General features: G+C 67.2%; 23 protein-coding genes. 20 read left to right on the top strand and 3 right to left on the bottom strand.

What is annotated here, in order from left to right; translation table 11 throughout:
* Position 1: 1 nt before the first annotated feature.
* From pduA to K5554_RS13245, 17 genes are all read left to right on the top strand, one after another.
* A complete protein-coding gene (gene pduA / locus K5554_RS13325; RefSeq protein ID WP_221038939.1) occupies positions 2 to 274 on the top strand; it encodes a propanediol utilization microcompartment protein PduA in 273 nt (90 codons plus the stop codon).
* Positions 275 to 344: 70 nt separating this feature from the next.
* Positions 345 to 1,028 carry a phosphate propanoyltransferase gene (pduL, locus tag K5554_RS13320; protein ID WP_221038938.1) on the top strand — a complete coding sequence of 228 codons (684 nt, stop codon included), beginning with the start codon at positions 345 to 347 and terminating at the stop codon, positions 1,026 to 1,028.
* Positions 1,021 to 1,848, top strand: a complete 828-nt coding sequence (gene eutJ / locus K5554_RS13315) for an ethanolamine utilization protein EutJ (protein WP_221038937.1) — start codon at positions 1,021 to 1,023, stop codon at positions 1,846 to 1,848. Before pduL ends, eutJ begins: the two co-directional genes overlap by 8 nt.
* Positions 1,849 to 1,854: 6 nt before the next feature.
* Positions 1,855 to 2,622, top strand: coding sequence for a flavoprotein (locus K5554_RS13310; RefSeq protein WP_221038936.1), 768 nt, complete (start codon positions 1,855 to 1,857; stop codon positions 2,620 to 2,622).
* Positions 2,623 to 2,626: 4 nt separating this feature from the next.
* Positions 2,627 to 2,899: a EutN/CcmL family microcompartment protein gene (locus K5554_RS13305; protein ID WP_221038935.1), complete on the top strand. Its 273-nt coding sequence runs from the start codon at positions 2,627 to 2,629 to the stop codon at positions 2,897 to 2,899.
* Positions 2,896 to 3,885 carry a cob(I)yrinic acid a,c-diamide adenosyltransferase gene (locus K5554_RS13300; RefSeq protein WP_221038934.1) on the top strand — a complete coding sequence of 330 codons (990 nt, stop codon included), beginning with the start codon at positions 2,896 to 2,898 and terminating at the stop codon, positions 3,883 to 3,885. Before K5554_RS13305 ends, K5554_RS13300 begins: the two co-directional genes overlap by 4 nt.
* The gene (locus K5554_RS13295; RefSeq protein ID WP_221038933.1) at positions 3,875 to 5,284 is read left to right on the top strand and encodes an aldehyde dehydrogenase family protein; all 1,410 of its coding nucleotides are present in this window, start codon (positions 3,875 to 3,877) and stop codon (positions 5,282 to 5,284) included. Before K5554_RS13300 ends, K5554_RS13295 begins: the two co-directional genes overlap by 11 nt.
* Positions 5,285 to 5,299: 15 nt before the next feature.
* Positions 5,300 to 6,631, top strand: coding sequence for a 4Fe-4S dicluster domain-containing protein (locus tag K5554_RS13290; protein ID WP_221038932.1), 1,332 nt, complete (start codon positions 5,300 to 5,302; stop codon positions 6,629 to 6,631).
* A 15-nt stretch (positions 6,632 to 6,646) separates the two neighbouring features.
* The gene (locus K5554_RS13285) at positions 6,647 to 7,186 is read left to right on the top strand and encodes a BMC domain-containing protein (protein ID WP_255565415.1); all 540 of its coding nucleotides are present in this window, start codon (positions 6,647 to 6,649) and stop codon (positions 7,184 to 7,186) included.
* Between the two features lie 20 nt (positions 7,187 to 7,206).
* Positions 7,207 to 7,518 carry a BMC domain-containing protein gene (locus tag K5554_RS13280; protein WP_221038931.1) on the top strand — a complete coding sequence of 104 codons (312 nt, stop codon included), beginning with the start codon at positions 7,207 to 7,209 and terminating at the stop codon, positions 7,516 to 7,518.
* Positions 7,519 to 7,633: 115 nt separating this feature from the next.
* Positions 7,634 to 7,909, top strand: coding sequence for a hypothetical protein (locus K5554_RS13275; protein WP_221038930.1), 276 nt, complete (start codon positions 7,634 to 7,636; stop codon positions 7,907 to 7,909).
* A complete protein-coding gene (locus K5554_RS13270; RefSeq protein ID WP_221038929.1) occupies positions 7,906 to 8,067 on the top strand; it encodes a hypothetical protein in 162 nt (53 codons plus the stop codon). The genes K5554_RS13275 and K5554_RS13270 overlap by 4 nt, the downstream gene beginning before the upstream one ends.
* 339 nt (positions 8,068 to 8,406) lie before the next feature.
* Complete coding sequence (locus K5554_RS13265; protein ID WP_221038928.1) at positions 8,407 to 9,567, top strand: ABC transporter substrate-binding protein; 1,161 nt, start codon at positions 8,407 to 8,409, stop codon at positions 9,565 to 9,567.
* 77 nt (positions 9,568 to 9,644) lie between these two features.
* Positions 9,645 to 10,517: a branched-chain amino acid ABC transporter permease gene (locus tag K5554_RS13260; protein ID WP_255565414.1), complete on the top strand. Its 873-nt coding sequence runs from the start codon at positions 9,645 to 9,647 to the stop codon at positions 10,515 to 10,517.
* A gap of 10 nt (positions 10,518 to 10,527) precedes the next feature.
* The gene (locus tag K5554_RS13255; RefSeq protein ID WP_221038926.1) at positions 10,528 to 11,412 is read left to right on the top strand and encodes a branched-chain amino acid ABC transporter permease; all 885 of its coding nucleotides are present in this window, start codon (positions 10,528 to 10,530) and stop codon (positions 11,410 to 11,412) included.
* Entirely contained in the window at positions 11,399 to 12,184 is a 786-nt protein-coding gene (locus tag K5554_RS13250; RefSeq protein WP_221038925.1) for an ABC transporter ATP-binding protein, read from the top strand. The genes K5554_RS13255 and K5554_RS13250 overlap by 14 nt, the downstream gene beginning before the upstream one ends.
* Positions 12,162 to 12,866: an ABC transporter ATP-binding protein gene (locus K5554_RS13245; RefSeq protein WP_221038924.1), complete on the top strand. Its 705-nt coding sequence runs from the start codon at positions 12,162 to 12,164 to the stop codon at positions 12,864 to 12,866. The genes K5554_RS13250 and K5554_RS13245 overlap by 23 nt, the downstream gene beginning before the upstream one ends.
* A gap of 42 nt (positions 12,867 to 12,908) precedes the next feature.
* On the opposite strand, the gene dmpI is transcribed toward K5554_RS13245, so the two are convergent.
* The 3 genes from dmpI to K5554_RS13230 all read right to left on the bottom strand — a co-directional run bounded on the left by dmpI (position 12,909) and on the right by K5554_RS13230 (position 15,614).
* Complete coding sequence (gene dmpI, locus K5554_RS13240; protein ID WP_221038923.1) at positions 12,909 to 13,097, bottom strand: 4-oxalocrotonate tautomerase DmpI; 189 nt, start codon at positions 13,095 to 13,097, stop codon at positions 12,909 to 12,911.
* 73 nt (positions 13,098 to 13,170) lie between these two features.
* On the bottom strand, positions 13,171 to 14,493 hold the full coding sequence (locus tag K5554_RS13235) for an amidohydrolase family protein (protein WP_221038922.1): 1,323 nt from the start codon (positions 14,491 to 14,493) through the stop codon (positions 13,171 to 13,173).
* Positions 14,439 to 15,614, bottom strand: a complete 1,176-nt coding sequence (locus tag K5554_RS13230; protein ID WP_221038921.1) for an NAD/NADP-dependent octopine/nopaline dehydrogenase family protein — start codon at positions 15,612 to 15,614, stop codon at positions 14,439 to 14,441. The genes K5554_RS13235 and K5554_RS13230 overlap by 55 nt, the downstream gene beginning before the upstream one ends.
* Before the next feature lie 94 nt (positions 15,615 to 15,708).
* Here K5554_RS13230 and K5554_RS14495 point away from each other — a divergent pair, with 94 nt between their 5' ends.
* The 3 genes from K5554_RS14495 to K5554_RS13220 all read left to right on the top strand — a co-directional run bounded on the left by K5554_RS14495 (position 15,709) and on the right by K5554_RS13220 (position 17,707).
* Positions 15,709 to 15,843, top strand: a complete 135-nt coding sequence (locus K5554_RS14495) for a hypothetical protein (protein ID WP_255565413.1) — start codon at positions 15,709 to 15,711, stop codon at positions 15,841 to 15,843.
* Between the two features lie 106 nt (positions 15,844 to 15,949).
* Positions 15,950 to 16,903, top strand: a complete 954-nt coding sequence (locus K5554_RS13225; RefSeq protein ID WP_221038920.1) for a dipeptidase — start codon at positions 15,950 to 15,952, stop codon at positions 16,901 to 16,903.
* Between the two features lie 426 nt (positions 16,904 to 17,329).
* Positions 17,330 to 17,707, top strand: coding sequence for a metalloregulator ArsR/SmtB family transcription factor (locus K5554_RS13220; protein ID WP_255565412.1), 378 nt, complete (start codon positions 17,330 to 17,332; stop codon positions 17,705 to 17,707).
* The last annotated feature ends 34 nt before the right edge of the window (positions 17,708 to 17,741 follow it).

The following is a 17,741-nucleotide window of genomic DNA, read 5'->3' as shown; positions in this document are numbered from 1 at the left end:
CATGGGCGAAGCGCTGGGCCTCATAGAAACCCAGGGCCTGGTGGCTGCCATTGAGGCGGCCGATGCCATGGTGAAGGCGGCCAATGTTACCTTAATCGGCTACGAGAAGATCGGGCACGGCCTGGTGACGGTGATGGTGCGCGGCGATGTGGGCGCGGTTAAAGCGGCCACCGATGCCGGCGCTGCTGCCGCCGGCCGGGTGGGTAAGGTGGTTTCCGTGCACGTCATCCCGCGGCCGCACACCGATACGGAGAAAATCCTGCCCCGCGCTTAGGGTGAGGGGCAGAGCCGCCCCGGCGGGGGCGGGGGCATAGTTTTCGCTGCGGCGAGGAGGAAACAGCCTGATGGCGGAGAGCGATAAACTGGTGGCCCAGGTGGTGGCGCAGGTTCTGGCCCGCCTCAAGGCCGAGCCGGACCCTGCCGGTGGGCAGGGCCGTATCCTGCGCATACCCGTAGGGGTGTCGGCACGGCATGTGCACCTTGCGCCCGAGGACCTGGCAGAACTTTTCGGTCCCGGCTACAACTTGACACCGAAAAAACCCCTGCAGCCCGGCCAGTACGCCGCCGAGGAGACGGTAACCCTGGTTGGGCCCAAGGGAGTGTTCAGCAAGGTGCGGGTGCTGGGGCCGCCGCGCAGGCACACCCAAGTGGAGGTGGCGCAGAGCGATTGCTTCGCCCTGGGGATTCCGCCCCTGGTGCGCCCCTCCGGACATATTGCCGGCACGCCGGGCGTGGCGGTGGTGGGTCCCAAGGGGGCGCGTTACCTGCGGGAAGGCGTCATTGTGGCCCTGCGGCACATCCACATCACGCCGCCGGAAGCGGCTGCCTGGGGCCTCAAGGACGGCGACCGCGTCCAGGTGGTGGTGCCGGGAGGGGAGCGGGCCCTCACCTTTGGCCAGGTGCTGGTGCGGGTGTCGGCAGCTTCCCGGTTGGAGCTGCACATCGACACCGACGAGGCCAACGCCGCCGGCTTGCAGTCGGGCGATTACGTGGAACTTGTGCCGGGCGGGGAGAGGGCAGATGGCTGAATTGGCGGAGGCGAACGCCCTGATCGCCGCGCTGGCGGAGCGCCTGGCGCCCCATCCTGCCCTGCCCCCCACGGGACCGGTGCACGTGGGCGTGGATGTGGGGACGGCCAACGTTGTAAGCGTAGCCTTGGGCGCCGCCGGCACCCCGCTGGCGGGGGAGATCACGCCGGCGCGGGTGGTACGCGAAGGGATGATCGTCGACTACGTCGGGGCGGTGGACATTGTGCGCCGCCAGCTGGATTCGCTCCGGGCGCGCCTGGGGTGTGAACTCAGGGAGGGCGCCTCGGCCGTCCCGCCCGGGACCGAGGCCGGCAACGCCAAGGTTACCCGCCATGTGCTCGAGGCCGCGGACCTGGAGGTTAAGGTGATCATCGACGAACCCAGCGCCGCTGCCCGCGTGCTGGGCATAAAGGACGGCGCGGTGGTCGACGTGGGCGGCGGCACCACCGGGATCTCGGTGCTTAAGGACGGGCGCGTGGTTTACACGGCCGATGAGCCTACCGGCGGGACCCACCTGGACCTGGTGATCGCCGGGCGCTTTGGCATTACCACGGAAGAGGCCGAGCGGCGCAAGCGTGACCCGAAAGAGCAGGCGGCGCTTTTTCCGGTGGTCCGCCCCGTGCTGGAGAAAATGGCGACCATCGCGCGCCGCCACCTGGCCGGCCGCGCGGTACCGGCCGTGTACCTGGTGGGTGGAACCTGCGCCTTTCCCGGTTTTGAGCGGGTGATGGAGGATGAGCTGGGGCTGCCCGTCTACCTACCCCGGCACCCGCTTTTGGTGACGCCGCTGGGGATTGCGATGGCCGCTTGTGAGGGGTGATAGGCGATGGACGAAAACGCCCTGGTGGAAAAGATTGTGGCGCAGGTGCTGCGGCGCCTGGCGGGCCGCGGCCGACGGGCCCTGGCCCTGTTCTGCGGTGGCACCATCGGCGCCCCCGAGGGCCGGGCGGAAGTGAAGAAACTTCTGGCGGCGGGCTACAGCGTGCGTGCGGTGCTCACGCCCAGCGCCGAGCGGGTGCTGGGAAAAGAGTGGCTCAAGAGCGAGCTGGGCGATATTGAGATTATCACCGAGGCGGACGGGCAGGCCCCGGGCGCCGTTTTAAAGGAGGCCGATTTGACGCTGGTGCCGGTACTTACCTTGAACACCGCGGCCAAGGTGGCGCACGGGATCGCAGATACGCTGGCGGCGACACTCATCATGGACAGCCTGCTCACCGGCCGGCCTGTTTTTGCCGCCCGGGATGCCTGCGATCCGGCGAACCCGGTACGGGCCCAACTCGGTATGAACAAGGCGGCTGCTCCCTACCGGGCGCTTTTGAGCGGGAACCTGGCGCGCCTTACGGAGTTCGGCGTGCGGCTGGTTGCCGCCCGTGAACTCGCGGCGGCGGTCCAGGGTGAGGCCCCGGCGGCGCCGCCGGCTCCCGCGGCCGGCCGGGTGTTCAGCGGCCGGGTTCTCAGCCGGAGCGACGTGGCGGCCTGGGAAGGACGGGTGCTGCAGGTGAGCGCTGGAACGTTGGTAACCCCGCTGGCGCGCGACCTGGCCCGGGACCGGGGGATCGAGATTGTAGTCGGCCAACTCCCGGCGAGAGGGTGAGAGGATGTTTGTCGGCAGGGTCATCGGAAACGTTGTGGCGACGAAGAAAGACGAGCGGCTGGTGGGGACGAAGCTCCTCATTGTCCGGCCCATAACCCCCAAAGGCGAGCCGGACGGCGAAAGCCAGGTGGCGGTGGACGCGGTGGGCGCCGGGATCGGTGAAGTGGTGCTGGTGGCGGAGGGAAGCTCCGCCCGGCAGGCCGTGCGGCAGCCGGATTCGCCCATCGACGCGGCCATTGTGGGGATAGTGGATACCATGGAGGTTGAGGAGCGATGAAAGTTTACACCCGGACCGGGGACAAGGGGGAAACGAGCCTCTGGGGCGGCCGGCGGGTTTCCAAGGCCGACCTGCAGGTGGAGTGCTACGGCACCGTGGACGAGGCCAACTCTTGGCTCGGCCTGGCCCGGGGCCTGGTGCGCAGCCGGCGCGCCCAGGAACTTTTGCCCGTGCTGCAGGCGAGGCTGCAGATCCTGGCCTCGGAGCTGGCCAGCACGCCGGAGGGGCTCCTCAAGCTCAAGGAAAGGCTGCAGGAAGATGACATCCGGCGCCTGGAGCAGGCCATCGATGAGATCCAGGCCACCCTGCCGCCCCAGAAGGGCTTTGTCTTGCCGGGCGGCACGCGGGGCGCCGGGGCGCTGGACGTGGCCCGCACCGTGGTGCGCCGGGCCGAGCGGCTGGTGGTGCGCCTGCGGCAGGAACGCCGCGTGCGGGAAGAACTGGTGCGTTACCTGAACCGTCTCTCTGACCTACTCTATGTTTTGGCCCGGGCCGAAGGGGATGAGGAACTGGTGCAGCTGGTCAAGGAGAAGGTGCTGGAGCGCTTGGGGGTGGGCCGAGAGCGCGGGCTTACCCTGGAAGCGGCGCGCCGCCTGGTAACAGCGGCTCAAAAGCAGGCTGAGCGGCTGGGCCTGCCGGTGGTGGCGGCCGTGGTGGACAGTGCCGGTCAGCTGCTCCTTCTGGAGCGCCAGGTGGGCGCCCTCATCGCCAGCATCGACATCGCCTGGAAGAAGGCGTACACCGCCGCCGTCCTCAAAATGCCCACGCACACCCTGGCCGATCTGGCGCAGCCGGGGCAGCCGCTCTTCGGCATCGAAGCCACCAACGAGGGGCGCCTGGTGATCTTCGGCGGGGGCTTCCCGCTCCTGGCCGGAGGTGAAGTCGTGGGCGCGCTGGGGGTGAGCGGCGGTACGGTGGAGCAGGACATGGAGGTGGCGCAGGCGGCGGTGCGAGTTTGGGAGGAGGAGAACGTAAGTGGGAAGTAGTGCCGGTGCCGTCGAGATAGCAGAAGTTGTTCGCCAGGTGCTGTTGCGCCTGCAGGATGTGGAAAGGGGCGTACCGGGGTCGCAGGCGCCGCCGGGCGTGTACGCCTCCATGGAAGAAGCGATTGACCGGGCGACGGCGGCTCAGAAAAAAGTCGCGCGCCTGACGCTGGCGGAACGGGAAAAGTGTATCGCTGCCGTCCGGGCGGCCTTGAGGGCGCACGCCGGGGAACTGGCGGAGATGGCCGTCAAGGAGACGGGTATGGGCCGCATCGGCGACAAAATTGTCAAGAACAACCTGGTGGCCGACAAGACCCCGGGTACCGAGGACCTCACCACGGAGGCCTGGAGCGGCGACGCCGGGCTCACCCTGGTGGAGATGTCCCCCTTCGGGGTCATCGGGGCCATCACCCCTTCCACCAACCCCACTGAAACGGTCTTCTGTAACGCCATCGGCATGTTCGCCGCCGGCAACAGCGTGGTCTTCAGCCCGCACCCGGGGGCCAAGGCGGCCTCGCTACGGGCGGTGGAGTTGATCAATGAGGCCATTGTGAGCGCCGGCGGGCCGGAGGATGCGGTTACCTCGGTGGCTGAACCGAGCATTGAGGCGACCCAGGTGCTGTTCAAACACCCGGCGGTACGGCTCTTGGTGGCCACCGGGGGCCCGGGCATCGTGCACGCCGTCCTCAGCTCGGGCAAAAAGGCCATCGGCGCCGGGGCGGGTAACCCGCCGGTGGTGGTGGACGACACGGCCGACATTGAAAAAGCGGGGCACGATATCGTCGCGGGTGGCACCTTTGACAACAACCTGCCCTGCATCGCGGAAAAAGAGATCGTTGCCGTGGAGAGCATCGCCGACTACCTGCTCTTTAACCTCCTCAAGAACGGCGCCGTCCAGCTGAAGGACCGGCGCGACATCGACCGGCTGGCCGAGGCGGTGCTCACCAAGGAGGGCAGGCCCAGCCGCAAGTACATCGGCCGCGACGCGGCGGTGCTGCTTAAGGCCATCGGCAAGGAGGTGCCGCCGGAGACGCGCGGCATTGTGGTGGAGGTGGAAAAGGAGCATCCCTTCGTGCAAGAGGAGCTCATGATGCCCATCCTGCCGCTGGTGCGCGTGAAAGATATCGACGAGGCCATCGCCTTCGCCGTGGCGGTGGAACACGGCAACCGCCACACGGCCATCATGCACTCCAAGAACGTGGATCACATGACGCGCCTGGCGCGTGAGATCCAGACCACGATCTTTGTCAAGAACGGTCCTTCTTATGCCGGCATCGGGGTGGGCGGTGAAGGCTTTACAACCTTTACCATCGCCGGGCCCACCGGCGAGGGGCTGACCTCGGCGCGGACCTTCACCCGCAAGCGCCGCTGCGTGCTGGTGGATGCCTTTTCCATCCGCTAGGCGGAGGTGAAGGCGATGAACGCTGTAGCTGAGCTGGCCCGGCGCGCGGGCGTGGTCGGCGCGGGCGGGGCCGGTTTTCCGACGCACGTGAAGCTGGACGCCCGGGTGGAATACGTGGTGGTGAACGGGGCGGAGTGCGAGCCGCTCCTCACGGTGGACCAAACGCTTCTCATCCGGGACGGGGAGCGCCTGGCCGCCATGCTGGAAGAGGTGCGCCAGGCCCTGGGCGCCCAGGAGGCGCGCATCGCCATCAAGGCCAAACACGAGAAAGCGGTGGCGGCGGGCAAGGCGGCCGTCGCCCCCTATCCGGCCCTGCAAGTGGTGCCCCTGGGCGACTTTTACCCGGCGGGCGATGAGTTTGTGCTGGTCTACGAGACCACCGGGCGCTTGGTGCCCCAGGGCGGCATCCCTCTCCAGGTGGGGGTGGTGGTGCTCAACGTCGAGACCCTCTGGAACCTGGCGGAAGCTAAAGAAGGGCGGCCGGTGACTCACAAGTGGGTTACCGTGGCCGGGGCGGTAAAGAGCCCCGGCACGTTCCGGGTGCCGCTCGGGGTGAGCATAGGGGAGATGCTCACCCTGGCCGGCGGGGCGGGCGTGCCCGACTTTGCCGTCTTAAACGGCGGCCCCATGATGGGGAAGCTGGTGGAGAACCTGGCCGAGCCCGTCACCAAGACCACCAAGGGTTTGGTGGTCCTGCCGCGCCTCAGCCCCGTCGTTCAGGTGCGGGCGCGGCCGCTGGCCGGCATCCTGCGGCAGGCGCGTGCAGCCTGTTGTCAGTGCCAGGAGTGCACCGACCTTTGCCCCCGGCACCTTTTGGGGCACGGGCTCGCTCCCCACAAGGTGATGCTGGCTGCGAGCTACGGCGGGAGCCGGGTGGCGGCGCCGGTGACGGCGGCCTTCCTTTGCTCGGAGTGCGGTGTTTGTGACCTCTACGCCTGCCCCCTGGGACTATCCCCCCGGCGGGTGAGCCAGGCCCTCAAGGAGGAACTGGCCCGCCAGGGGGTGAAGAACCCGCACAAGGGCGCCCCGGCGGGTGTACACTCATGGCGGTCCTACCGGCGGGTGCCGGTGGCACGCCTCCTGCCGCGCCTCGGCCTGAAACCCTACGCGCGCCCGGCGCCGGCGCGGGAGGTAACCTGGGAACCGGAGCAGGTGACCCTTCCCCTGAAGCAGCATGTGGGTGCCCCGGCCGAAGCGGTGGTAGCGGTGGGCGACCGGGTGGAGGCCGGGCAGCTGGTGGCGGAGATCCCGGCGGGAAAACTGGGGAGCCGCCTGTTTGCCAGCCTCAGCGGCTGGGTGGCGGAGCAGACGCCGACGGCCCTGGTGCTGGTTCGGCGGCGGCCGTAGAAAGGGGTGGGAGAGGTGAAACAGGCTTTAGGCCTTATCGAGTATAAGAGTATCGCCCGGGGTTTAGCGGCGGCCGACGCCATGCTTAAGGCCGGCCATGTGGAGCTGATCCAGGCCACGGTCCTCTGCCCGGGCAAGTTCATCGCCCTGGTGGCCGGGGATGTGGGCGCAGTGCAGGCGGCGGTGGAGCGGGGCTTTAATTTTGATCCCACCTTCGCCGTCGACCGCTTCGTGCTGCCCAACGTGCACCCGGCGATCTTCCCCGCCCTCACCGCCACCACGCCGGTGGAGCCCCGGGGTGCCTTCGGCGTGGTCGAGACCATCGACGCCGCCTCAGCGGTGGTGGCGGGCGATACGGCGGCGAAGGCCGGCAATGTGGAGCTCCTGGAAATTCGCTTGGCCCGGGGAATGGGCGGCAAGGCCTTCGTCTTCCTCTGCGGGGAGCTGGCGGCGGTGGAGGCGGCCGTGCGCAGCGCTGAAAACCGGCTGGCCGAAGAAGGCGTCCTCGTGGCCACGGCGGTGATCGCCTCGCCGCATCCCGACCTGACGTTCTAAGCGCAAAGGGGGACCCTCTTGTGCTCACTACCCGTCTCATCCGGGCCCCGCGCCCGGGAACCACGGCCATGCTGCTCCGACGTATGGTGCCGGCGGCGCGCCAAGCGGTGGAGGGGCGGCGCTTCGACGCGGTGGGTCTGGTGCAGACTGATCTTCCCAGCCTGTTCTATTTCGCCGATGTCGGGCAGAAGGCGGGCGACGTGGTGGCGGTGGAGATCAGCGGTAACTGCCCGCAGCACATCAGCACCGTCGCCTTTTTCGGCGATACGGCCGCGGTGGGCGCCGCCTTGGCGGCGGTGGAAGCGGCCGGCGCTCGGAGCGAGAAGAAGTGAAAGGCGATGACGATGGCGGACCCCCAAGGGCGGCTCGACGCCCAGCGTGCGGGCCGCTTTTGCATGCCCGGCATGCCGGGCGCCGGGCGGGGCAAACTAAGGCGGGGGTGAGTAGATGCTGACCGATCTCCTGATGGGTTTGAGCGAGAACGGCCTGGAGAAGCTCAAGGCCGCCGAGCCGGCCGAGCGCGAGCGCCTGGCCCGCGTGATGGTGAGCGCCATGGAGCTGGGCCGGGCCCTGCTCCGGGAGAGCCCGGAGCTGCGCCGGGCCTTTGGAGAGGCGCACGCCGAGTTCCTGCACCACCCGGAATGCCGCGCGCTGTTGGCCGAAGCACGGCGCGCTTACGAGCAGTTCGGCCCGGGGGGAAGCAAGGAGGCGGGGCGGGGGTGAGGAGGAAAAGAAGCAAAGAAGAAGTCTACGCCACCGATAACATCATGAGCGACGGCATGAACCCGCCGATTGCGGCGGACGAGCTGATTAACGCCAAAATCCGCGCCCGCGCCCGAGCCGACCGGGCAGAAATCCTGCCCGACACCAAAGAAAAATAAAAAAAGGGCTTGCCCGCACGCGGACTCTTTGCTATACTACGTACCAAACACTCTCATGAACTGAGGATGGAAGTGTACCTAGGGTTCCGCGGGCAAGTCCCGGTCTGGTCCAAGCGGTACAGGGCGCAGCGCGCCACACCGTGGGTAGAAAAGACCCCAGCGGCAAGTTCCCCTCAAGCGTAAGCCTGTGGGAATTGCCACCGGGGTCTTTTTGTTGCACCCTTTTTGCGGAAGGGGGGAGGTGCAGCCTTTTCAACCGAGGCGCTGCGCGTCGGCGCCGGATGCACTGTCTGAGAGGGGACCGAACTCATACTTAAACTGAGGGGAGAGACTGAAGCGATGGGACGAAAACGGTGGTTCGGGTTGGCAGCAGCGGTGGTAGCGGCGGCAGTGGTGCTGGCCGGGTGTAGCGGCAGCAAGCCGGCGGCGGAGAAAGAGGGGGCGAGCGGCGGCAGCGAAGCGGCGGTGATCAAGATCGGCACCGTCGGGCCCCTGAGCGGCAACGCCGCCACTTACGGCCAGAGCACGAAACACGGGGTAGAGATCGCCGTGGACGAGGTGAACAAGGCGGGTGGGATCAGCGGCACGCAGGTGGAGCTGGTCCCGGAGGACAGCCGGGGCGACCAGACGGAGGCGGCCAACGCCACCCGCAAGCTGGTGGAGCAGGACAAAGTGGTGGCCATTGTGGGGGCGGTCCTGAGCTCTGAGACCTTGAGCGGCGGGCCGATCGCCAACGACGCCAAGGTCCCGATGATCTCCTCTTCTTCCACCGCCCCGGGCATTCCCGATATCGGTCCCTACATCTTCCGCAACTGCATCTCCGACAACGTGCAGGCCGCCCAGCTGGCCGAGTACGCGGTACAGGAGCTCAAGGTCAAGCGCTTTGCGGTGATGTTTACCAACAACGACTACGGCATGGCCCTGCGCGACGGTTTTACGGCCAAGGCCAAGGAGTTGGGTGAGGTGGTGGCGGTGGAGGCCTACACTGACGGCGACGCCAACTTCAGTGCCCAGCTCACCAAGATCAAGGCCCAGAATCCGGACGCCCTTTATATCGGCGGCTATTACACAGAAGCGGCCAAAATCGCGCAGCAGGCCAAGGAAATGGGCCTTAAGGTCCAGCTTCTCGGCGCCGACGGCTTTTACTCCAGCAAGCTCACGGAGCTGGGCGGCGACGCGGTAGAAGGCGCCGTCTTCACCGCCGGCTTCTACTCCGGCGATACCAGTCCGGCGGTACAGAACTTTGTGGCGGCCTACAAGGCGAAGTTTAACGAAGAGCCCGATATGTTTGCCGCCCAGGCCTACGATGCGGCCAAGATCGTGCTCGAGGCGATCAAGAAGGCGGGTAGCACGGATACGACCAAGATCCAGGCGGCCCTGGCCGCCACCCGGGACTTCCCCGGTATCACCGGCACCACTTCGTTCACGGCCAACGGCGACGCCGAGAAAGACATCGTTATCCTCAAGGTGGAACAGGGTAAGTTCGTGCGCGTGCGCTAAGCGGCCGGCGCGTTCGGGCGGGCAGGGAAACCTGCCCGCTGCCGCGTGCCTCGGCCTTTAACCGGGGGGTGCAAGCAGTGCTGCTGGAACAACTCTTGAACGGCCTTATCCTTGGCACCACCTACGCCCTGATCGCCCTGGGATACACCATGGTCTACGGCATCCTCGGCCTCATCAACTTTGCCCACGGCGAGATCTATATGGCAGGGGCGTTTCTGGGCCTGTTTTTGGTTACCGTCGCCAAGCTGCCGGCTCCGGCGGCCTTTCTCCTGGCCATGGCGGGGGCGGCGCTCCTGGGGGTGGGCGTGGAACGCCTGGCCTACCGGCCGCTCCGGACCTCGCCGCGGCTGTCCGTGCTCATCAGCGCCATCGGCGTGTCCATTTTCCTCCAAAACCTGGCCCTGGCCGTCGCCGGCCCGGCCACCCGTCCCTTCCCGCGCCCTTTTGCGGTGCACGTCTTTCGCCTGCCCGGGGGCCTCACCGTTTCCACCCTGCAGATTGTCATCATCGCCGTGGCCGTCCTCTTGATGCTGGGCCTTAACTTTCTCATCCGGAGCACGGCGCTGGGCCGGGCCATGCGGGCCACCGCCCAGGACCAGGAGACGGCACGCCTCATGGGCATCGACATCGACCGGGTGATCGCCCTCACCTTCGCCCTGGGCTCCGCCCTCGGGGCGGCGGCGGGGCTTCTCATCGGGCTGTACTTCAACTCGGTGGATCCCCTGATGGGCTTTCAACCCGGGCTCAAAGGCTTCGTCGCCGCGGTGCTCGGCGGCATCGGCAACATCCCCGGGGCCATGGTGGGCGGGCTTCTCCTCGGCTTCGCCGAGGTTCTGGGGGCGGTCTACCTTTCCCAGTACCGGGACGCCATCGCCTTCGCCATCCTGATTGTCGTCCTCCTCGTTAAACCGGCCGGGATCATGGGCAGCCCGGCGCAAGAAAAGGTGTGAGGTGAAGCCGATGAATGCTTACGTGCTGCAGGTGCTGGTGCTGGCCGGCATCAACGTGATTCTCGCTCTGGGGCTGAACCTGGTGAGCGGCTTCACCGGCCAGCTCTCTTTGGGGCACGCCGCCTTTATGGGTATCGGGGCGTACACGGCCGCCCTCCTCACCAAGGCCGGCCAGCCGTTTCTTGCGGCCCTCACGGCCGGGGGGCTGGTGGCCGCCCTCGCAGGCGCTCTGATCGGCATCCCTACCCTGCGCCTGCGCGGCGACTACCTGGCCATCGCCACGCTGGGTTTCGGCGAAATCCTGCGCGTAGTGGCGCTTAACCAGAAGATCACCGGCGGCCCGGTGGGCCTGCGTGCCATACCAGGGTATACCACCCTGCCCATCGTCCTCATCGCCGTTGCCCTGACGTATCTTTCCCTGGTGCGGATCCTGGGCTCGCGCCTGGGACGCGCCTTCGTCGCCGTGCGGGAGGATGAGCTGGCGGCCGACGCCATGGGCATCGATACCACCCAGACGAAAATCCTGGCCTTCGCCGTCGGGGCCTTTTACGCCGGCGTGGCGGGCGGGCTCTACGCCCACTACATCCGCTACATCAACCCCAGCAACTTCGGCTTCATGCGCTCGATTGAGATCCTTTCCATGGTGGTCTTGGGAGGGATGGGGAGTCTGCCGGGGGCGGTCCTGGGCGCCGTCGCCTTGAGCACGCTGCCGGAGCTCCTGCGCTCAGTCTCGCCGGCGGTGGCCCAGTACCGCCAGCTGATCTACGGCGCCCTGCTGGTGGTGGCCATGCTCTGGTTTCCCCAGGGGCTGGCGGGCGGGGGCCGGGCACTGCCCGGTCTCCTCAAGCGGCTGCACCTGCCGGCGCTGAGGAGGGGACAGCATGACGCTGCTTGAGAGCCGCGGTGTGACCGTGCGCTTCGGCGGTGTGACGGCCGTAAGCGCGGTGGACCTGGCGCTTCAGGAAGGCCAGGTGCTGAGCCTGATCGGCCCGAACGGGGCTGGCAAAACCACCCTCTTTAACGTTTTCACCGGCATCTACCGGCCGGCGGCGGGAGAGGTGCTGTTGCGGGGCGAGAGCATCAAGGGGCTGAAACCCTTTCAGATCACCCGCCGCGGCCTCGCCCGCACCTTCCAGAACATCCGCCTTTTCCGGAACATGTCGGCGCTGGAGAACTGCCTGGTGGCGCGCCACGGCCATGGGCGCGCGGGGCTGGGCGGGGCGCTTCTGCCGCTTAAGGCGGCGCGGCGGGAAGAGCAGGAAAGCCGCGCGGCGGCCCTTGAAGCGCTGGATTTTGTCGGGCTGGCCGCACAGGCGGGAGCGAAAGCCGGCAGCCTGGCCTACGGCCAGCAGCGCCGCCTGGAGATCGCCCGGGCGCTGGCCACGGGTGCCGGGGTGCTCCTTCTCGACGAGCCGGCGGCCGGAATGAACCCCCAGGAAACGAAGGAGCTCATGGCGCTGATCGAGCGGATCCGCAGGCGTGGGCTGACCATCCTGCTCATCGAGCACGACATGCGCCTGGTGATGGAGATCTCTGACCGGGTGGTTGTCCTCGACCACGGCAAGAAGATCGCCGAGGGGACCCCGGCCGAGGTGCGGCGCGATGCGGCCGTTATCCAGGCCTATCTGGGGAGGCAGGGTGAAAATGCTGCAGCTCACCAACGTTAGCACCTACTACGACAACATTGCTGCGTTGCAGGGCATCTCCTTTGCTGTAGAGGAGGGCGAGATCGCCACGCTCATCGGTGCCAACGGCGCCGGCAAGACCACCACCTTAAAGACCATCTGCGGCCTTCTGCGGCCCCGGAGCGGCCGCGTTCTCTTCCGCGGGCAGGACATCACCGGCGCCCGGGCGGACACCGTGGTGCGGGCCGGGATCGCCTTGGTGCCGGAGGGGCGCCGGGTCTTTCCCCAAATGACGGTGTGGGAGAACTTAGTCCTGGGCGCCACCGTGCGCCGGGACCGCAGCACCGTGGCTGAGGACCTGGAACGCGTTTACGCGCAGTTTCCCGTACTGGCCGAACGGCGCCGGCAGCTGGCCGGGACCTTGAGCGGCGGGGAACAGCAGATGCTGGCCATCGGGCGGGCGCTGATGGCGCGCCCCGAGCTGCTTCTCTTGGATGAACCCTCCATGGGCCTGGCCCCCCTGGTGGTGGAACAGATCTTCGGCATCATCGCCGAGATCAACCGTCAAGGTACCACGATTCTCCTGGTGGAGCAGAACGCGCACCTGGCCCTCAGCCTGGCCCGGCACGGCTACATCCTCGAGACGGGGCGTATCGTCAAGGCCGCCCCCGCCGCGGAACTTCTCGCCAGCGACGACGTGCGCCGCGCCTACCTGGGGGAATAAAAGAAAAACCGGCGCCTCCGACCGCCGGCGGTTTGACCTCTACTATTTGCGTAGCTCGGAAAGTTGGGTCCCGCCTACCCCGACGTTGTCCGGCGGAGTCTCCCGGATCAGCACCGAGAAAGCCTGGCCGGGGATGCCCAGCGTGGTGCTGGCGGCTTCGGTGAGGGCCTTAATAAGTTGCGCCTTTTTTTCCTTGGTGAGCACGGGGCCGTCAATCTGAATAAACGGCATGGACACTCTCCTTTCATTATTGAATGACTGTGCTGCTTAAATTATACGTCTGAACTGGATGTAATACCAGAGGTTACCTCGGATGAAAAACTTGGCGGCCGCCGATGAAGACGTAGCGCACGCGAGCCAGGTCGGCGCGGGCGAGTACAGTGAGGTCGGCGATGTAACCGGGGGCGATACGGCCGCGCTCCGGGGCGAGGCCGGGCAGGGCGGCGGCCGGCGCGGCCGTCAGCAGGTGCACGGCGGCGGGTAAGGGGAGGATGCCGGCGCCGACGATGGCTTTGAGGGCGAGGGGCAGCGGATCAAAAAATCCGCCGCCGTAGTCGGTGGTAATCAGGTCCACCAGGCCGGCCTTAAGGAGGGTCACGAGGTTGGCCGGGCTTTCTGTGGTGCGGCGGGCCCCGAAGCTGTCGAAGGTGGCGCCGTCGAGGATCGCCCCGGCTCGTTTCAACGCGCGGGCGGCCGCCAGCATGGCGCCTGCGGTGAAGCTGTCGTGGTTGGTGTGGGCGGCGATGGTGTGCGTGCCTGCCCGGGCGGCGGCCAGCACCGCGGCCAATGAGGGCGGCGCGGTGTGGGCGATGAGGGGGAGACCAAAGTGCCGCGCCGTGGCGGCGGCCTCGGCGATGCTCCGGCGGGCCGGCTTCAGGCCCGGCAGTACGCACGCTGCGATGAGCGCCTGCGCACGCGCCGGCGTCAGGCGGCCGGCCAGCCCGGCACCGGCCAGGGCTGCTTGGAGGGCCGCTTCGTCGCGGGCGGCCGGGTCCAGTTCTTTGCCCAACGCCGCCTCCTTGAGGGCCCGGGCCTGGGCCGGGGAGATCTCCACCCCGGTCTCTTCTTTAATGCGCCGCGGGATGTACATATACTCGCTGCCGCCTCCGCCCAGGGTGTGGCCGCTCCCGGCCTCGCCGATGGCGACGGCGCCTGCCTCAACCTGCTCCTTAAGGGAAGCGGCCAGGTGACGCTCGGTGAGGCCCGCTCCATCCACCGCCTGCGCTGCGGTGAGGGCGGCCGGCGTCAGGCCGGCACTGGTCTTGATGGTAAGCGGGCTGAGGTGCTGCGCCTCTGCCACCTCCTCGGGCAGGGCGAAGCCGTCCACGCTGAGCACGGTGGTGGTGCCTGCCGCCAGGTGCCTGACCAGGTTCCGCCGGATGGCCTCTTCGGCCAGAGGCGGCGCGCCGCTGGCAAAAAGGGGCCCAAAGGTCACGCCGTGGACATGGCTGTTGATGAAACCGGGCAGGAGGTAGTCGCCATCTAAGTCCAGCACCCGGGCGCCGGGTGGGACGCCGCTTCCCGCCCGCAGCTCAGTGATGCGCCCATCGGCCGCCAGGACGGTGGCGCGCGCTAGGAGCGTTCTTCCGTCGCCGGTGATGACGGTCGCATTGGTGAGGGCCAGCACGGGCTTTCACCTTCCCGACGGCCGGTTCTTACGTAGTGTCTGAGTTCACCGGGGGAGAGATCGGCCAGGCCCAGCTTCTCGATGGTGCGCGCGCCGCGGCGCAGGTCCCGGCGGGTGAGGAGGGAGACGTACTCGATGGTGGCGCTCAGGCGCGGGGTCGGCACACCGAGACGCCGGCCCAGGTCTTCGATGGGGACCAGGCCGTAAGGTGTGTCTTCCGTAAGGTAGCGGTGTTCAAAACTGGTAGGGGCCAGGCTCCACTGGTAGATGGGGTTGTTGACGTGGGTTTCATAGATATTCTCGCCGTGCGTTCCCTGGTGGCCGTACCACTCCAGGTCCTGCTCGTAGGCGGAGCGGAGCGGCACGCCCAGAGCCTCGCCCACAGCCAGGCGCTCGGCGTCCAGGGCCTCGATGACGCGCCCCACGGCCGGTGTCACCCCTTCCCAGTAAAAGAGGAAGTCGCCCGGCGCCTCGATGCGCGCCGCGTTGAGGATCATGATGGGGATGTGGATGATGGGATTGGGGTTGCTGAGGCCGGTCTCCAGAACCGAATCCGCTTCGGCCAGGTCCGGGTACGCCTGCCTGAGAAGGGAGAGTACCCGGGCCGTCTCCCGGGCCGGGAAGGCGGCCAGGCGCAGGCCTTTCTTGTAACCGCGGATCCACATGTGGGTGGGGCCTTTTTTGCGCCCGGCGTAGATGAGGCACTCGGTCTCGGCCACGGTCACGGGCGGGGCGCCGCGTGCCGCCAGCACCTGGGTAAACTCCAGGGAGCCGCCGAAGCTGCCTGGATTGAGTACCACCACCTGACCGCGCCTGAGGTGCGGCGCCACCTTTTCCGCGTAGCGCCGCTGCGAGGGCGCCGGCGTCACCACCAGGATGACGTCTGCGCCTGCCACCGCGGCGGCGATGTCGGTGGTGGCCCGCTCCAGGCGGGCAAAGCCGCCTTTAAGGCCGCTCGACGGGAGGACCTCGAGCTCCAGGCCGCCTTGGGCGGCGATGGGGGCGATGGTCTCTTCATAGCTCGAGTACAGGCGGACAGGAAAACCTTTCAGTGCCAGGTCCGCAGCGGTGGCCAGCCCCCCGTTGCCCCCGCCCAGCACCGCAAAAACGAGTTCTGCCACGGGTGTCACCTCCGCACTTTTCTTTAGGATGACCGGCAGTTCAGGATATATGTGGGCGTGTCGTCTTTCCTGACGCCACCGGATGGCCGCCGGCGTGACGCAAAAAATGATCACCGAAGGCGTAACGGTGAGCAAAATCGTCTTCCAAGGGCAGGACATCACCGGCTGGGCACCGAATAGAATTGTAGCAGCGGGCATTGCCCATGTGCCGGAAGGGCGCCGCATCTAACGCCGCGCCGAACCATTGTGAGCCGGAAAGGAGCGATAGCCTGGGCGGAAGACCGGCCGCGAATCCGCTGCGGCGGGTTCCGGCCGCTCCGGTCCAGGCAAAGACGATGCAGGGCACGGGCTTTTTGGTTGTGGACGGGCACTGTGACGTACTCTACCAACTGGAGAAAGACGGCGGCAACCTAAAGGAACGCCCAGCGGGGCAGGTGGACTTAAAGCGGCTGAAAGAGGGTGGGGTGGCGGGGCAGTTCTTCGCCCTCTACACCGGAGCGCCGCAGCGCGCCCTGCGGGCCCTGCCCAGCGTGCTGACGCAAATCAAGCTCTTTTACCGCGAGCTGGCGGCGGGTCAGGACCTCGTGCTGGCGGGCAGCGCCGCAGACGTGCGCCGGGCGGCCCAGGAAGGGAAGGTGGCGGCCATCCTGAGCCTGGAAGGCGGGGAGCCCCTGGGCGACGACCCGGGCCTGCTCGAGGTCTTTTACCGCCTGGGGGTGCGCGCCGTCGGCCTTACCTGGAACGAGCGCAACCTCCTGGCCGGCGGAGTGGCGGACGACTCGGGAAGCGGGCTCACGGCGCTGGGCCGGGAGGCGGTGAAGCTCGCGGGACGCCTGGGCATGCTGGTGGATGTGTCGCACCTTAATGCGCGTTCGTTTTGGGATGTGCTGGAGGCGGCCGCGGGGCCGGTTTTTGCCTCCCACTCCTCGGTGCATGCCCGCCGCCCGCACCCGCGCAACCTTACCGATACCCAGGCCCGGGCCCTGGCTGCGCGGGGCGGCGTGATCGGGGTGAACTTCCACGCGCCCTTCCTGCGGCGGGAGGGAGCAGCTACCCTGGATGACGTCGTGCACCACATCGACTACCTGGTGGAGCTGGTCGGCCCGGAACACGTCGGCCTGGGCTCGGACTTCGACGGCATCCCGGCGCCACCCCAGGGCCTGGAAGGCCCGCACCGCTTCCCCGCCCTCGCCGCCGCCCTCAAGGAGCGAGGCTACAGCGACGCCGCCATCGCCCAGATCATGGGTGAAAACCTCCTCCGCCTCCTTCCGGGGTCAGGTATCAACTAATCGAAGTTTTTCAACTCTGCAAAAAAGCGCCTGCGAGCTGAACGCCGGCGGGCGGGGCACGAGGCTGCTCACTCACAAAACCCCAGCCCTTTATGGGGGCTGGGGTTTTGTTCTTGCCCGCCTTTATCCCGCAGCGCAGAACTTCAGAGGTTTTCCGTATCCCTGTCTTCTCCAGGCGACCCTTCACAACAGGCCGGGTGTGGGTGCGGCCTGCTGGCCCCGCACTGGGCTGGGAGGATAATAGCGTTCTGCTTAATCGTCCAGGACTTCTCCCTGTGGAAAAGTCTTTTCCCTGGGGGGAGGAGACTTGACATTAGACGATAACTATATTAGAATAACATAATGAAAGCAAGCAATCGAATCTAGACCCCGGAAGGTCAGCGGGGCCCAGGAGAAACTTGACGGTGACGGGAAGGTGGTGATCCTATGCCGGCGGCAAGGAACGCAGAAAGGATGATGGCCGACCTCTTTAAGGCCCTGGCCCACCCCACACGGCTTAAGATCCTCGAACTCCTGAAAGGTGGGGAGCTGTGCGTGTGCGAGCTCATCCCCAGGCTGGGGCTGGAGCAGTCGAACGTTTCGCAGCACCTGGCCGTGCTCCGGCGCGAGGGGCTGGTGAGCTCATATAAAGACGGCCTGCGCGTGATCTACCGGGTGGAACACCCCGAGGTGTTTGACCTCTTGAACTCGGCGGCCAAGGTGCTGGTGCGGCAGGTGGAGGCCGGGCAGGATGTCCTGGCCGAGCTTTCCGGTGCGGACGGGGAGCTCAGCGCCGAGGCCGGGCGCAGCGGTGGAACGGCCTAGGGTAACCACAAGCCGGCAGCGCTTTTGAAATTCA

Origin of the sequence: Gelria sp. Kuro-4, from assembly GCF_019668485.1 — a bacterium.
In the GTDB taxonomy this organism is placed as follows: domain Bacteria; phylum Bacillota; class DTU030; order DUMP01; family DUMP01; genus DUMP01.
Note: the sequence above shows the minus strand (reverse complement) of the source record. Positions and strands in the feature narration are given on the sequence as shown.

What these genes read in the sequence shown, in the direction of transcription:
- pduA (WP_221038939.1), top strand. Translation starts at nt 2, where the DNA reads ATGGGCGAAGCGCTGGGCCTCATAGAAACCCAGGGCCTGGTGGCTGCC.
- pduL (WP_221038938.1), top strand. Translation starts at nt 345, where the DNA reads ATGGCGGAGAGCGATAAACTGGTGGCCCAGGTGGTGGCGCAGGTTCTG.
- eutJ (WP_221038937.1), top strand. Translation starts at nt 1,021, where the DNA reads ATGGCTGAATTGGCGGAGGCGAACGCCCTGATCGCCGCGCTGGCGGAG.
- K5554_RS13310 (WP_221038936.1), top strand. Translation starts at nt 1,855, where the DNA reads ATGGACGAAAACGCCCTGGTGGAAAAGATTGTGGCGCAGGTGCTGCGG.
- K5554_RS13305 (WP_221038935.1), top strand. Translation starts at nt 2,627, where the DNA reads ATGTTTGTCGGCAGGGTCATCGGAAACGTTGTGGCGACGAAGAAAGAC.
- K5554_RS13300 (WP_221038934.1), top strand. Translation starts at nt 2,896, where the DNA reads ATGAAAGTTTACACCCGGACCGGGGACAAGGGGGAAACGAGCCTCTGG.
- K5554_RS13290 (WP_221038932.1), top strand. Translation starts at nt 5,300, where the DNA reads ATGAACGCTGTAGCTGAGCTGGCCCGGCGCGCGGGCGTGGTCGGCGCG.
- K5554_RS13275 (WP_221038930.1), top strand. Translation starts at nt 7,634, where the DNA reads ATGCTGACCGATCTCCTGATGGGTTTGAGCGAGAACGGCCTGGAGAAG.
- K5554_RS13265 (WP_221038928.1), top strand. Translation starts at nt 8,407, where the DNA reads ATGGGACGAAAACGGTGGTTCGGGTTGGCAGCAGCGGTGGTAGCGGCG.
- K5554_RS13255 (WP_221038926.1), top strand. Translation starts at nt 10,528, where the DNA reads ATGAATGCTTACGTGCTGCAGGTGCTGGTGCTGGCCGGCATCAACGTG.
- K5554_RS13250 (WP_221038925.1), top strand. Translation starts at nt 11,399, where the DNA reads ATGACGCTGCTTGAGAGCCGCGGTGTGACCGTGCGCTTCGGCGGTGTG.
- K5554_RS13245 (WP_221038924.1), top strand. Translation starts at nt 12,162, where the DNA reads ATGCTGCAGCTCACCAACGTTAGCACCTACTACGACAACATTGCTGCG.
- dmpI (WP_221038923.1), bottom strand. Translation starts at nt 13,097, where the DNA reads ATGCCGTTTATTCAGATTGACGGCCCCGTGCTCACCAAGGAAAAAAAG.
- K5554_RS13225 (WP_221038920.1), top strand. Translation starts at nt 15,950, where the DNA reads ATGCAGGGCACGGGCTTTTTGGTTGTGGACGGGCACTGTGACGTACTC.
- K5554_RS13220 (WP_255565412.1), top strand. Translation starts at nt 17,330, where the DNA reads ATGCCGGCGGCAAGGAACGCAGAAAGGATGATGGCCGACCTCTTTAAG.